The sequence below is a fragment of the Maribacter luteus genome (assembly GCF_009674825.1).
GTDB lineage: Bacteria > Bacteroidota > Bacteroidia > Flavobacteriales > Flavobacteriaceae > Maribacter_A > Maribacter_A luteus.
Map to the genome: position 1 here is coordinate 206495 of NZ_WKJH01000003.1, position 14152 is coordinate 220646.

Below are 14152 nucleotides of genomic sequence, written 5' to 3' on the forward strand. Positions count from 1 at the left end.
TTATATTGGTTATTTGATTCCTAATTATTGTTTTTTTGAGCAAAGTTCAGTTAAAACACCGTGTGTGGATTTAGGATGCAAGAATCCGATGTTCAATCCTTCAGCACCTTTCCTAGATACTTTATCAATTAAACGAACACCTCTTTCTTCAGCTGTTTTAAGGGCTTCATCTGTATCTTTGACCGCAAAAGCCAAATGATGTATACCCGGTCCTTTCTTTTCAATGAATTTACCAATAGGACCATCCGGTGAAGTACTTTCCAGTAATTCTATTTTTGTGGAACCTACCATGAAAAAGGCGGTCTTCACTTTTTGATCGGCCACTTCTTCAATAGCGTAGCATTTTAGGCCCAACACTCCTTCGTAGTATTTTATCGACTCTTCGAGATTATCTACGGCTATTCCTAAATGTTCAATGTGGGAAATGTTCATGGTTGTTGAATTTTACGTATGATTATTATTAAAAACTATTCCTTTAAAACCTATTTTATTGAAATTAAGGGACAAATTTACCCCCAACTTCTACCCGATTTTATGACAGATGTCATAAAATATAATAAAATCAACTAAAAATGACCCCATTATGCCTTTTATTCTCAGGAATCTACGAATCATGGATTAGTCTATCACTGCATACTGGGACAACTTTACTTGTTTAATAAAATTAGGAAATGAAATCAATAACCAACGATTTCATTCATGAAGGAATCATTAAGTATTACAATACTGTTTTTCACACCCATTATTCTATGGCCGAGCCCTTTATAAAATAAAGAACAAGTGAACATTTTACCTATTATAAGAATCAAAAAAGCCCAAGTTCAGGTAAGAAGCAAATTTCAAAGCTTGGTTTTCGTCCCAAATCGCTATTTTTGCCAAAAAAACTAAACATGTTGATAATTGGGATTGCTGGAGGTACAGGCTGTGGAAAAACTACAGTGGTCAATCAAATAATCAATGAATTACCAACCGATGAGGTCGGTGTAATTTCTCAGGATTCTTACTATAACGACCTTTCGCACTTACCGTTACCAGAACGGAAAAAAACCAATTTCGATCATCCGAAATCTATTGATTTCCCTTTATTGGAAGAACACTTAATAGCACTAAAATCAGGGCAATCGGTACAGCAGCCGGTTTATTCGTTCATTGATTGCAACAGGACCGACGAGACCGTTGAAACCTACGCAAGAAAGGTAATGATCGTAGAAGGTATTTTAATCATGACGAATCCCAAAATACGTGAAATGTTGGATATTAAGATATATGTACATGCCGATTCGGATGAGCGTTTGATCCGAAGACTGAAACGGGATGTAAATGAACGGGGTTGGAACATGAACGAAACTTTGGACAAGTACCAATCTACCCTTAAACCCATGCATTTACAATTCATTGAACCGACCAAGGAATATGCCGACATCATTATTCCGAACAACAAATACAATACCGTGGCCGTTGATATAGTACGCACCATCATTACCGAAAAATTGGTATAAAACACTATGGGTTTCAAGGATCTTAAAAAAAAGAAATGGTTTTCCTTCTTAACGAACATCTACGTTCTGGTGCTTACGGTCTTCGTTATCTGGATGCTTTTTTTCGACACCAATTCTTTCATGATCCATCGGGAATTGAGAAAAGAAATAAAAAATCTTGAAAAAACCCAGCAATTCCTGCGTAGCGAAATCGAAAAGGACAAAAAAATCATTGAAAAATTATCTGACACCAATGAACTGGAAAAATTTGCAAGGGAACAATACTATCTAAAAAGAAAGAATGAGGAGATCTACCTGATTGAATATGAGGACAGCCTGAATATTGACAACAAAAAATAGAAATAACCTATGTTTTTACTTAAAACAGGATTCCCAGAATAACCCCACAGCTGAAAACCTTAAAACACCTTAATTCTTGAGTGCCGGACATCCAAAATTTATAACTTTAACTCAATTTAACGCCCCTAGACCCCGTTATTCACCCTGTGTTAACAAAATTCATTTTATAACGCCATAAATAATTGTATTTTTAACCCCTAACTTACTATGATTATGGGCAAGATTATTGCTATAGCAAATCAGAAAGGTGGTGTAGGAAAAACTACGACTACCGTAAACCTAGCGGCCTCACTAGGTGTTCTGGAAAAAAAAGTACTCTTAATCGATGCGGACCCCCAAGCCAATGCAACATCAGGATTGGGTATAAATGTTGATGAAATCGAAACAGGCACCTATCAATTACTTGAGCACACCAAAACCGCCAAAGAAACCATTATCCATACGGATTCCCCAAACTTGGACCTGATTCCGTCACATATCGACTTAGTGGCCATTGAAATAGAACTGGTAGATAAGGATGAAAGGGAATATATGTTGAAAAAGGCTATTGTTGGACTTAAAGAAGATTACGATTACATTCTGGTGGATTGTGCCCCGTCTTTAGGACTATTGACATTAAACGCCTTGACCGCCGCAGACTCCGTTATTATCCCGATACAATGTGAGTATTTTGCTTTGGAAGGATTGGGGAAACTTTTGAACACTATTAAAAGTGTACAGAAAATACATAATCCCGAATTGGATATCGAAGGGCTTTTATTGACCATGTTCGATTCCCGGCTTAGATTATCAAACCAAGTGGTGGAAGAAGTACGCAAACACTTTTCCGACATGGTATTCGATACCATTATACAAAGAAACGTTCGTTTGAGTGAAGCCCCTAGTTATGGCGAAAGCATTATAAAATATGATGCGAGTAGTAAAGGCGCGACCAATTACCTGAATTTGGCGAATGAATTATTGAAGAAAAACAAGGAAACCGTTTAAATGGCGAAGGCAACAAAAAAACAGGCACTGGGCCGTGGACTTTCCGCCCTGTTAAAAGACCCTGAGAATGATATACAATCCGTTTCGGATAAAAATGCCGATAAGGTAGTCGGTAATATTGTGGAACTTGACATTACGGCCATTGAGGTCAACCCTTTTCAGCCTCGTTCCAGTTTTAACACCGAAGCCCTTGAGGAACTTGCTTCCTCTATTCGCGAACTTGGTGTAATACAACCCATAACCGTTCGTAAACTCGATTTCAACAAATATCAGTTGGTATCTGGGGAAAGACGTTTTAGGGCATCTAAAATTGTGGGGCTGGAAACCATTCCCGCATACATTCGTATTGCCAATGACCAAGAATCGTTGGAAATGGCCTTGGTCGAAAACATTCAAAGACAAGATCTAGACCCTATCGAAATAGCACTTTCCTATCAACGATTAATAGATGAAATTCAACTGACACAGGAAAAATTGAGTGAACGTGTGGGAAAGAAAAGATCCACGATCACCAATTATATGCGTCTATTGCGGTTAGACCCCATCATACAAACCGGGATAAGGGATGGTTTTATGAGTATGGGCCACGGAAGGGCATTGGTCAATATTGATAAAAAAACCGACCAAATCGCTTTATACGAAAGAATTATCGGCGAAAACCTTTCTGTACGTGACACGGAACGGGCCGTAAAAGCTTATCAAGAAGGAAACGGTTATACAAAGCAAGTAAAGAAAAATGCAGCCCCACCACCGTTCACCAAAAAAGCTTCAAAAGAACTCGGCAACCATTTAGCCGCAAAAGTGACCGTAAATGCTACGGAAAACGGAAAAGGTAAAATTATGATCCCTTTCAATTCCGAAGAAGAATTCCAACGTATTAAAAAATTAATCGTAGGTGAATAAATTCCTTCTTACTCCATTATTTTTCATATTGGCCATCCTCACTACCTCAGGGCAGGAAAATGACTCCATTCCCAAAGCCAAGGATTCCCTCGACCTTGAATTAAAGGAAGAAGGAATTGTAGTTCAGGACATAATGGTCGAGAAAAAAAAAGAAATAAATCCTTTGGCCCCAAGTAAGGCCGCATTTTATTCAGCCGTTCTTCCAGGGTTGGGACAAGTGTACAACAAAAGATATTGGAAAGTGCCGATCGTTTATGCCGCTTTGGGCGTTGGCGTATATGCTTACAAGTACAATGACGATTATTACAAGCGATTTAGAACAGCGTACAAAAGAAGGCTGGCAGGTTTTACAGATGATGAATTTTATGACATAAACGGGGATAATGTCGAAGGGGCCGACCCAGATTTGGATTCAGACGATTTGGAATATCAACAAGAGAACTATCAACGTGATCGCGATTTATCGTTGGTACTCACCATTGCCATGTATGCACTGAACATTATTGACGCCAATGTAGATGCCCATTTAAAACAATTTAACGTTGATGAAGATTTAAGCCTTGATGTACACCCCTATTTAAATCTGAATCCCGTTACCAGTGACCCCAATTACGGGCTCGCTTTTACCATTAAATTTTAAACTTATGAATATAGCCTTGTTCGGATACGGAAAAATGGGCAAGATGATTGAGAAAATCGCTTTGGATAGAGGACACAAAATTGTGGCCAAAATAGACGTGGACACCAAAGAAATAGATTTTTCCCAAATGGATGTGGCCATTGATTTCAGTATGCCTTCCGCTGCTTATAAAAACATTGAGCAATGCATTTCCCACAATGTACCCATCATCTCCGGAACGACCGGTTGGTTGCAGGATTATGATAAAGCCGTGGCCCTGTGCCAAGAGAAAAAAGGGGCGTTCATCTATACCTCCAACTACAGTTTGGGAGTGAATATATTTTTTGAGCTGAACAACTATTTGGCCAAAATGATGCAGCATTTAGACCAATATAAGGTTAGTATGGAAGAAACACACCATACACAAAAACTTGATGCCCCGAGTGGCACGGCGATTACCTTGGCAGAAGGTATCTTGGCCAACTCCAAATATCAAAACTGGAGTCTTGACCAAGGTAAAGAAGACGAGATAGTGATCAAGGCAATTAGGGAGAACGATGTTCCCGGCACACACGTTGTTGACTATAGTAGCGATGTTGATAGCATCGAAATTAAACATACGGCACATAATCGGGAAGGTTTTGCCCTAGGAGCAGTAATAGCATCGGAGTGGATTATTGGCAAAACAGGGGTGTTCTCTATGCGAGATGTGTTAAACCTTGGTTAAAAGCGTAACAAAAAAAGATCTAAAAGACTTATGGATTATTGATGTTATCAATACTTCTAAAATATTCATCCCATTTCAATAAAAAATAAAAAAGATGAACGGTACCCAGTGGATTATTTTCATATTGATCATTCAGGTCATTCATTTTCTAGGAACTTGGAAATTATATGTAAAAGCAGGTAGAAAAGCTTGGGAAGCGGCAATTCCCATATATAATGGCATTGTATTGATGCAGATAATCAACCGCCCCAAATGGTGGGTCATCTTACTTTTTATTCCCATCATCAACCTTTTGATGTTTCCGGTGATATGGGTAGAGACCATTCGAAGCTTTGGCAGAAAAAGCCTGATGGAATCTTGGCTTGTCGTATTGACACTAGGTTTTTACATCTATTATGTAAATTATACGATGGATGTGAAACATATCAAAGATCGTAGCTTGCATCCAACAACCGCACTAGGAGAATGGGTGAGCTCTATAGTTTTTGCAGTTGTTGCCGCAACATTGGTTCACACCTATTTTATTCAACCTTATGTAATCCCCACAGGTTCTTTGGAGAAAACACTTCGAATAGGTGATTTCCTTTTTGTTAGTAAGTTCCATTACGGTGCAAGGGTTCCCATGACCACTATTGCAGCCCCTATGGTGCACGACACCATTCCCGGTTTGGGCATACGGTCTTATGTAGCGGATGTGGACCCAAAAACCTATAAAACTTCGCTATTGAATAAAACCCACCTGCCTTATTTAAGGTTGCCAGGTGTAACCAAAATAGATAGGAATGACATTGTGGTATTCAGTTGGCCAGCAGATACGGTATACCGGTTTTTCAAAAAAGAAAGGGGAGTAAAAAAACCGATAGATAAAAAATCGAATTATGTGAAGCGCTGTGTAGGCATCCCTGGTGATTCATTGGCCGTAATCGATGGTTATGTCTATATAAATGGGAAGCAGACCGTTTTACCGGACAGGGCCAAACCCCAATACGACTACATGGCCTATTCCCAAAAAGGAGTTTCCTCGAGGCTTTTAAAAGAACTTGGTGTAACCGATTTTAATCGTATTTATGTCACATCCCAAATCAACCAAAACCAATTGAATGTGATTATGCCCTACTTACTAGGAAGTAGACGGGCTGAATCCGGAAACATAGAACTTATTACGAATCATTTAGGAATTCCGACTAACGTAATCAGAAGTGCTGGATTGTCCTTAAAAGAACAAACCGATAGACAGCGCCTATTGACCATTACTGAAGATTTGGCAGAAAAGTTGAAGAACAATGCCGCCTTGGATTCAGTGGTTAAAATCATTTCCCCAAAAGGGGAAAAAGGTTACAATATATTTCCCCAGAATAATTCCTATGCATGGAACAACGACAACTTCGGCCCTATTTACCTACCGGAAAAAGGTAAAACCGTGGACTTGAACCTTGAGGTTCTCCCCCTTTATAAAAAAATCATTAAGGATTATGAAGGGAATACCTTATCCGTTAATGGGAGGGAAATTAGTATTAATGGAAAACCGACCGACACCTACACCTTTAAACAGGATTATTACTGGATGATGGGTGACAACCGAGATCATTCCGAAGACAGTAGAACTTGGGGCTATGTACCGGAAGACCATATTGTAGGTACGCCGATATTTATTTGGATGAGTATCGACAACTTTAGGGACGGTTGGCGTAATTGGAGTATTCGTTGGGACCGTGTATTTACGACCGTTAATGGTTCTGGCGAACCTGTTTCCTACTTTAAATATTTTCTTTTGGCATTGGCTGGTTGGTTCGTCTTCGATTTTTTCAGGAAAAGAAGAAAGAAAGCTAACGACTAATACCAATTTGAAAGTTTCTAAGCCAGAATAAAAGAATCTATTCAATAAAATATTAGCATAAAGTGAAAACCCTAATTCATCCTACATATTTTCCCAATATAGTTACTTGTGCTATAATGGCACAAAAAGATGTAATCTGGGAAGTCGAGGATAATTACCAAAAACAAACCTATAGAAACCGTTGCTATATCTGTACGGATCGCGGCCGACACCTAATGAGTATCCCGGTTAAACACGTCGGGGGCAATCATGGCAGACAAAAATATAAAGATGTACGGTTGGACAACGATTACCAATGGCAACGACAACATTGGCGTACCCTTGAAACCGCCTATCGCACTTCTCCCTTTTTTGAATTTTATGAAGACGAGCTTCATGCGGTTTTCGATAATTCCTATGAGTTTTTGTTGGATTTTAACCTGAATGCCATTCAGATCATAAATTCATGTTTACAAATTGATACGGGAATGGCCCGAACAGCGTCGTATGAAATAACCGTAACGGATGAAGTTTCGGATGGTCGATTCTTGGTAAGATCCAAACAAGAACAAGGTTTTTTACAAGAACCTTATGAGCAGGTTTTTAGTGATAGACATGGATTCGTAAAAAACACCAGTGTTCTAGACCTACTGTTTAATGAAGGCACCAATGCTTTGACCTATCTTAAAAATTTCAATCTTGACTTTTTAAATGCTTAGGTTCACACTACACTATGGCATACACTTCCTTGTCCCCATCATTGTTGCTTTCTATTTTTTTAAGGGACAAAGTCTAAAAATTGCCCTCTTTCTATTATTGGGCATCCTAATCGATGTGGACCACTTATTGGCCACTCCGATATTTGATTCAAATAGATGCAGTATTGGTTTCCACCCCCTTCATAGCTATTGGGCCATTTTCATGTACACCTTATTTTTATTTTTCAAAAAAACACGGATTCTCGGGCTTGCATTAATGATTCATATTTTAGCAGATACCGTTGACTGTATTATGTTATTCCTTCAATCGGAATGAAGCCATAACGGGAGTGTGATCTGACAACCGTACGTCAAAGTTTTTGTGGGAGGTTATTTCCAATTCAGGATCGGTCAAGATAAAATCGATACGAAAAGGTAAGAATTTAAAAGTATAAGTATTGCCCAGACCGCTCCCCTTTTCTTGGAACGAATCTTTCATATCACCTTTAATAGTGGCATAAACACTGGAGAACTGTGTATTGTTGAAATCGCCACATATAATTTTTTTATAGCGTACTTGATTGGCATGTTCTTTAACCAAATTAGCCTGTTGCTGTTGTTTTTGAAAGGACTTATTCAAGCGATTGAACAATCTATCAGGTGCTTCCCTTTTAAATGAACGCGGCCTTACTTTATAGGATTGTAGATGAATGTTATAAACCCTTAAAGTATCTGTTCCCTTCAAAATATCTGCATAAATACCATCATTGGCCGAATCGGGGAAATTAAATGCCCCCTTATTGATAATAGGATATTTTGAAAAAATAGTTTGTGGACTTTTGTCTGACTCATTTGGTATAATAAATCTATACGGGTAATGATTAAACTTTTTCCTAATTCTACTATCAAATTCCTGAAGGCATAAGATATCTGCATTTTGCCGATTAATGAAATTGATGATTCTTTCTTTTGGTATAGGATTTCTCATCCCTTCGATACCATTAAATCCCCCAACATTAAATGTCAATATTTTTATATCTCCTTCTCCAAGTTCGTCATAGGCATCGAAAATCTTAAAAAATGAATCTTGGGTAAAGTATCCGAACAAGAGTATCAAAATCGGTAAAAGTATTTGTCTTTTTCCCTTAAGCGCCCAATACACAAGAAAAAACGCATTGGTCACAACCAAATAGGGAAGGAAAAGACTGGGAAATGTAAGGAAGGAGAAAACACCCCAACTTATAAAATGCGAAATACATGCAAGTAGCATGAACAAAGCCGCTAGGACATTTAAGAAAAATACCAGTTTGTTGAACTTACTAAGACCTTTTCCCAAAATTAATCCTCTTTACCGGCTTGAAACAAAAAATCCTTTTCATCTTTCGACAGGCTTTCGTAACCTGATTTACTGATCTTATCCAAAATGGTATCTATCTTTCGCTGATGGCTTTCCTTCTTATACTTTTTACTCGCAGAAGTTGTTTTGGTACTGCGATAAACAGTTTTCATTGGCGCCTTTTTCTCGGACTTTTTAAATAGATTTATAACACTATCTACCATTTTGGAAAATCCTTCACCAATGTCTTTACCGTTCAATAATTGTCGGGCATAGACATACCCCAACAAGGCTCCTCCCAAATGCGCAAAGTTACCGCCCGGATTCATACCCATTGATAATTGCACCAAATCCATGACAACGATAAACGCCCCTAAATACCATAGTTTAAGATTAAAGAAAATCAATCTGACCTCCTGGTTGGGAATATAAGCACATATAAAGATCAATATGGCCCTTACCCCTGCGGAAGCTCCAATCAATGCGGCATTGACCTTAAAAAACGCCGGAAAAACATTATAACCGACCATAAAGAACAGTCCACCCAATATAACGCCCAAAAAATAAACATTCAAAAACCTTCTTCCGTTGAACAAGTTTAAAAATATGCGTCCCACATAATACAGCACCAGCATATTCCAGAAAATATGGCCAATCCCTGCATGAAAAAAGGAATAAGTAACAAGCGACCATGGTTGCATTAAAAAATCGAAAAAATCTTTGGGCAACTGAAACCATTGCACTAGAATGTCTGGGTTTGTTCGGAACAATAACGTAAACAATCCGTTTACGATGAATACCAAAACATTAACCACGATCAATTTCTCCGCAATGGACAATCTGGCATAATGATATCTTAAATTACCTGTATTCATTTCTAATTCCAACGATTATTATTGAACTGGTTTTTCTTCCAGTACCACATCATAATAAATCCGGCTATAGCTCCCCCAACATGGGCGAAATGGGCTATGCCTTGACCAAAAATACCATAACCGGTTACCCCGGAGAAAAGATCCAAAGCGATTAAAACCGGAATAAATATTTTCGCTTTAATGGGTATGGGCAAGAAAATAAGAAACAGTTCACTGTTAGGGTACGACATACCAAACGCCACCAAAACCCCATAAATGGCTCCTGAAGCACCGACTGCGGGAGTATTATAAGCACTAAGGAAATTATCAATCGTACTTTTCGAAGCAATATCATACCATGCCGGACTATATTGCCCTCCAGAAATAATCTCCATAACCTGGCTTTTTGCAATCCCTGAATTCACCAAAGCTTGCATACCTTCATTAAAATAATAATAATTCACACCTGTATGGATCAATGCAGCCCCTAATCCTGCCGAAAAATAAAAAAACAGGAATTTGTTCCTACCCCACATACGTTCCAAAGGTGTTCCAAACGCCCAAAGCGCATACATATTGAACCCAATATGCGCTATACCGCCATGCATGAACATGTGGGTGACCAATTGCCATAATCCAAAATTCCCATTCTTTGGAAACCAAAGGGAAAACCATTCGTACATCTGATCCCCGTAAAGCGAAGTGGCCACGAAAAAAAGTACATTTATTATCAATAAATGCTTTATAGCATCTGTTATCCTTCCCATCTAAATAAATTTTTTATCAATATCATTTTCGGTAATGGTCACATATACCGGTTTGTTAAACGGACTCCATCGAGATTCCTTACAAGCGAATAAATCATTAACCAATGCCAATTGTGAGGTGTTGTTCAACACTTCCCCCGTTTTAACCGATAAAGTCTTTGCCAAGGTCTTCGCCAATATATCGGTTTGGGAAAAACTATCCTCGGTAACCTGCAATTGGAAATCGGAAATCAATTGATCCAAAACCATGCCAACCTCACTCTCCGATACTAAAGGAGGTACACCGGTTATACGTACTTCTTCCCCATTAATATGTGAAAATATAAAACCAATACTTGTTAAACTATCTTTTATTTCCTTCAAAATATCAATATCGCTCTTTGAAAAGGATAATTGCAAGGGAAACAACAATTGTTGGCTTACCGCTTCATTCACGGTTATATTCTTTAAAAACTGCTCATAAAGCACCCTTTGATGGGCCCTACTCTGATCAATGACCACCATACCTGATTTAATAGTAGTGACAATATATTTTCTTCTCAATTGAAAAGTAGTGGCAATAGATTCCAGACTTTCTTGATGTGACTCAAAAAAACTACCTGTATTGGATTCAGATTCGAATTTTACACTGCTGAAACCATCATCCTGGCCAACCTTGGACTCCAACCCCACATATAAATTCTCCCATCCTTCGGTATTCTGTTTTTTATAGGATTTAGTTCCCGCAGGTTTTGTCGAATTTGCAACTTCTTGAAAAGGATTGAATGCCCTATCTACGCTTACGTTAGGCTGTACGGCATTCTTATCCCTGTAATTGTATGGGGTTTCCAGGTTCTGATCCTGATCAAAATCCAGCGCAGGTACAACGTTGAACTGTCCCAAACTGTGTTTTATAGTGGATCTTAGAATGGCATATAAGGTATGCTCATCATCAAACTTAACTTCTGTTTTCGTTGGATGTATATTGATATCGATAGATGCCGGGTCAACATCCAAATAAAGGAAATACCCCGGATAGGAATCCGATTTTATCAAACCTTCAAATGCTGCCAATACCGCATGATGTAAATACGGACTTTTTATAAATCGGTTGTTTACAAAGAAAAACTGCTCTCCCCTACTTCTCTTGGCAAATTCAGGTTTATTTATGAAACCCGATATTTTGACCACCTGCGTCTCTTCATTTACTGGCACCAATTTCTCATTGGTCTTACTGCCGAAAATATGCACGATCCTTTGCCTTTGGTTCGCCTTTGGCAAATTAAAAAGCTCACTACCGTTATTATAAAAATTAAAGGCGATATTCGGATGGGCCATGGCTACCCGATGAAATTCATCTGTAATGTGCCGTAGTTCAACCTGATTCGATTTGAGAAAATTACGTCTGGCGGGAATATTGAAAAACAAGTTCTTAACCGACATTGAGGTGCCCTTAGGGGCCACACAAACTTCTTGGAACTTTATCTCACTGCCTTCTATTCGTAAATGGGTCGCCATTTCATCCTGTTCGGGCTTTGTCTGCACTTCAACATGGGCTATTGCCGCTATTGATGCCAAGGCTTCACCCCTAAACCCTTTGGTGTTTAAACGGAAAAGGTCTTCGGCCTTTTGTATTTTGGAAGTAGCGTGCCTTTCGAAACCCATTCGGGCATCGGTCGGAGACATCCCTATTCCGTCATCAATGACCTGAATAAGGTTCTTACCACCATCCTTTATAATAAGTTTTATAGAATCTGCACCGGCGTCTATGGCATTTTCCAATAATTCCTTGACTACGGATGCGGGTCGTTGTACCACCTCACCTGCTGCAATCTGATTAGCAACATGGTCGGGTAAAAGTTTAATGATATCTGCCATTATCGCTTATAGAATATGGAGATGTCAAAATCGATTATATACAGGAAAACAAGTATCAAAACCGCCAAAATTATAATTAAACGCATCTTCATATTACGGTCTCCCTCGGTTTTCATATCATCGATGGCCGAATTGAACTTACCTTTGATTCCCCTCGGGGTATCTACGGTACTACGGAACTTATCGAACTTCGATTCTATTTTAAAAGGGTTTCCTTTACCCTTATCATCATAGAAACGAGGTTTATAGTCGTACTTTCTATTCTTACTGATTCTTGTAAATTTCTTTAGAATACCCATTGTTTTCAAAGTTACTTAAAATCAAAAAAAATGCGGTATAGGTATTCCCAAAATTTGTTAACAGCCTAAAAATGGGAAATTGCCGGAATTTATTTTTGGTAGTAGGTAGTAAAACATGGAACCTTATTGGCCCAAAACAGCCATTTTTATAGCTGCAACAGCCGCCTCTGCACCTTTGTTACCATGTTTGCCACCACTACGGTCAATGGCTTGTTGCATGTTGTTATCGGTAAGTACACAAAAGATAACAGGTGTGTCGTGCAAGACATTCAAATCCTTTATACCTTGGGCCGTGGCACTGCAAACAAAATCAAAATGTTTGGTTTCACCTTGTATTACACTACCTATGGCAATGACCGCATCTACCTGCTGGGTTTCGATCATTTTTTTTGAACCATAAGTAAGTTCAAAGCTACCGGGCACATTCCAACGAATGATATTTTCTTTAATAGCCCCGCAATCGACCAAGGCTTCTAACGCCCCTTCATACAGACCCTCGGTAATTTGGGAATTCCATTCAGAAACAACGATCCCAAAGCGAAGGTTTTTCGCATTTGGGATCGTTGCTTTATCGTATTCGGATAAATTCTTATTCTCTGTAGCCATTAATTTGTGCTTTTGGCCATTGCTATAAAAGCATCAATGGTATTGGCGGCATCTGATTTAGGAAACTCGTCCTTTATTCTCTGAAAATATTTCAAGGCCTTATCGTTTTGCTTCAATTCCAAAGCCGTAACTCCGGATTTATAGAGGAATTTAGGTGTGGTAAAGTCATTATTACTATGTTTGACCGCACTTTCATAATAGCCCAAGGCATCCTCAGGTTGTTCCAATTGCATGAACGCATCTCCCAATCCACCTTTCGCAAGGGCCCCTAAAATAGCGTCATCGGAAGAGAATTTTTCCAAATGATCAATTGCTTCCTGATAATTGTTCATATCCAAATAAGCCATTCCAGCAGAATAATTAGCCAAATTGGCCGCTTTTGTACCGGAATATTCTTCAATGATATCCAAGAAACCATATTTACCCTCTGCACCGTTCAATGCCAAGCTATATAAAGAATCTTTTGCTGTGGTGGTATTCAGGGCTTGTTCAAAATATTGTTGTGGATATAACAACTCATTGGTCGCTTCGGCATCCTTAGGTTTTTGAATAAATTGGATATATGCCAAATAACCCAAAACGGCAACGGCAATGAGACCAATGACCCCTAGGATGTAATTCTGGTTTTTGGAAACCCACTCCTCGGTTTTCGAAGCACTTTCGTCCAAGGTACTGAACACCTCGGCCGTTGTACTTTCCTGTTCATCGAATTTTTGCTCTTCAACTTTATTTTTAGGTTTGTAACCCCTCTTTTTATATGTTGCCATTGGTAATTTTATTAATCGCGCAAAAATAAAGTTTTTATTGAAATCCGAAGCGGTATTTATTCGTTATTTTTGATATTT

Annotated in this window: 17 protein-coding genes; 9 read left to right on the forward strand and 8 right to left on the reverse strand. The window is 38.7% G+C overall.

The features are described from left to right. Positions 1–24 precede the first annotated feature (24 nt). Complete coding sequence (mce, locus tag GJ691_RS06645; RefSeq protein WP_154365066.1) at positions 25–432, reverse strand: methylmalonyl-CoA epimerase; 408 nt, start codon at positions 430–432, stop codon at positions 25–27. A gap of 458 nt (positions 433–890) precedes the next feature. Here mce and udk point away from each other — a divergent pair, with 458 nt between their 5' ends. The 9 genes from udk (at position 891) to GJ691_RS19690 (ending at position 7925) form a co-directional block, all read left to right on the forward strand. Continuing rightward, the gene (gene udk, locus GJ691_RS06650; RefSeq protein ID WP_154365067.1) at positions 891–1499 is read left to right on the forward strand and encodes a uridine kinase; all 609 of its coding nucleotides are present in this window, start codon (positions 891–893) and stop codon (positions 1497–1499) included. Between the two features lie 6 nt (positions 1500–1505). Beyond that, positions 1506–1838, forward strand: coding sequence for an FtsB family cell division protein (locus GJ691_RS06655; protein WP_154365069.1), 333 nt, complete (start codon positions 1506–1508; stop codon positions 1836–1838). Between the two features lie 213 nt (positions 1839–2051). After that, positions 2052–2825, forward strand: a complete 774-nt coding sequence (locus GJ691_RS06660) for a ParA family protein (RefSeq protein ID WP_154365071.1) — start codon at positions 2052–2054, stop codon at positions 2823–2825. Then, a complete protein-coding gene (locus tag GJ691_RS06665) occupies positions 2826–3728 on the forward strand; it encodes a ParB/RepB/Spo0J family partition protein (protein WP_154365073.1) in 903 nt (300 codons plus the stop codon). After that, entirely contained in the window at positions 3721–4368 is a 648-nt protein-coding gene (locus tag GJ691_RS06670; RefSeq protein ID WP_179955048.1) for a DUF5683 domain-containing protein, read from the forward strand. The genes GJ691_RS06665 and GJ691_RS06670 overlap by 8 nt, the downstream gene beginning before the upstream one ends. Positions 4369–4372: 4 nt before the next feature. Then, the gene (gene dapB, locus GJ691_RS06675; protein ID WP_154365075.1) at positions 4373–5074 is read left to right on the forward strand and encodes a 4-hydroxy-tetrahydrodipicolinate reductase; all 702 of its coding nucleotides are present in this window, start codon (positions 4373–4375) and stop codon (positions 5072–5074) included. Positions 5075–5168: 94 nt separating this feature from the next. Next, the gene (lepB, locus tag GJ691_RS06680) at positions 5169–6911 is read left to right on the forward strand and encodes a signal peptidase I (RefSeq protein WP_154365077.1); all 1743 of its coding nucleotides are present in this window, start codon (positions 5169–5171) and stop codon (positions 6909–6911) included. A 62-nt stretch (positions 6912–6973) separates the two neighbouring features. Further along, positions 6974–7609: a WbqC family protein gene (locus tag GJ691_RS06685; RefSeq protein ID WP_179955049.1), complete on the forward strand. Its 636-nt coding sequence runs from the start codon at positions 6974–6976 to the stop codon at positions 7607–7609. Beyond that, positions 7602–7925, forward strand: coding sequence for a DUF6122 family protein (locus tag GJ691_RS19690; protein WP_246200133.1), 324 nt, complete (start codon positions 7602–7604; stop codon positions 7923–7925). The genes GJ691_RS06685 and GJ691_RS19690 overlap by 8 nt, the downstream gene beginning before the upstream one ends. Here the strand turns inward: GJ691_RS19690 and GJ691_RS06690 are convergent. From GJ691_RS06690 to GJ691_RS06720, 7 genes are all read right to left on the reverse strand, one after another. Next, complete coding sequence (locus tag GJ691_RS06690) at positions 7905–8924, reverse strand: endonuclease/exonuclease/phosphatase family protein (protein ID WP_154365079.1); 1020 nt, start codon at positions 8922–8924, stop codon at positions 7905–7907. The genes GJ691_RS19690 and GJ691_RS06690 overlap by 21 nt on opposite strands. A gap of 2 nt (positions 8925–8926) precedes the next feature. Further along, on the reverse strand, positions 8927–9799 hold the full coding sequence (locus GJ691_RS06695) for a rhomboid family protein (RefSeq protein WP_154365081.1): 873 nt from the start codon (positions 9797–9799) through the stop codon (positions 8927–8929). A 2-nt stretch (positions 9800–9801) separates the two neighbouring features. Further along, positions 9802–10545 carry a rhomboid family intramembrane serine protease gene (locus GJ691_RS06700; protein ID WP_154365084.1) on the reverse strand — a complete coding sequence of 248 codons (744 nt, stop codon included), beginning with the start codon at positions 10543–10545 and terminating at the stop codon, positions 9802–9804. Beyond that, entirely contained in the window at positions 10546–12402 is a 1857-nt protein-coding gene (gene mutL, locus GJ691_RS06705; protein ID WP_154365086.1) for a DNA mismatch repair endonuclease MutL, read from the reverse strand. After that, positions 12402–12701: a riboflavin synthase subunit beta gene (locus GJ691_RS06710; protein WP_154365088.1), complete on the reverse strand. Its 300-nt coding sequence runs from the start codon at positions 12699–12701 to the stop codon at positions 12402–12404. The genes mutL and GJ691_RS06710 overlap by 1 nt, the downstream gene beginning before the upstream one ends. Before the next feature lie 123 nt (positions 12702–12824). Then, positions 12825–13307, reverse strand: coding sequence for a 6,7-dimethyl-8-ribityllumazine synthase (gene ribH, locus GJ691_RS06715; RefSeq protein ID WP_154365090.1), 483 nt, complete (start codon positions 13305–13307; stop codon positions 12825–12827). Further along, positions 13307–14074 (reverse strand): tetratricopeptide repeat protein, encoded by a 768-nt coding sequence (locus GJ691_RS06720; protein ID WP_154365092.1) that lies wholly within the window; start codon positions 14072–14074, stop codon positions 13307–13309. The genes ribH and GJ691_RS06720 overlap by 1 nt, the downstream gene beginning before the upstream one ends. Positions 14075–14152 lie beyond the last annotated feature (78 nt).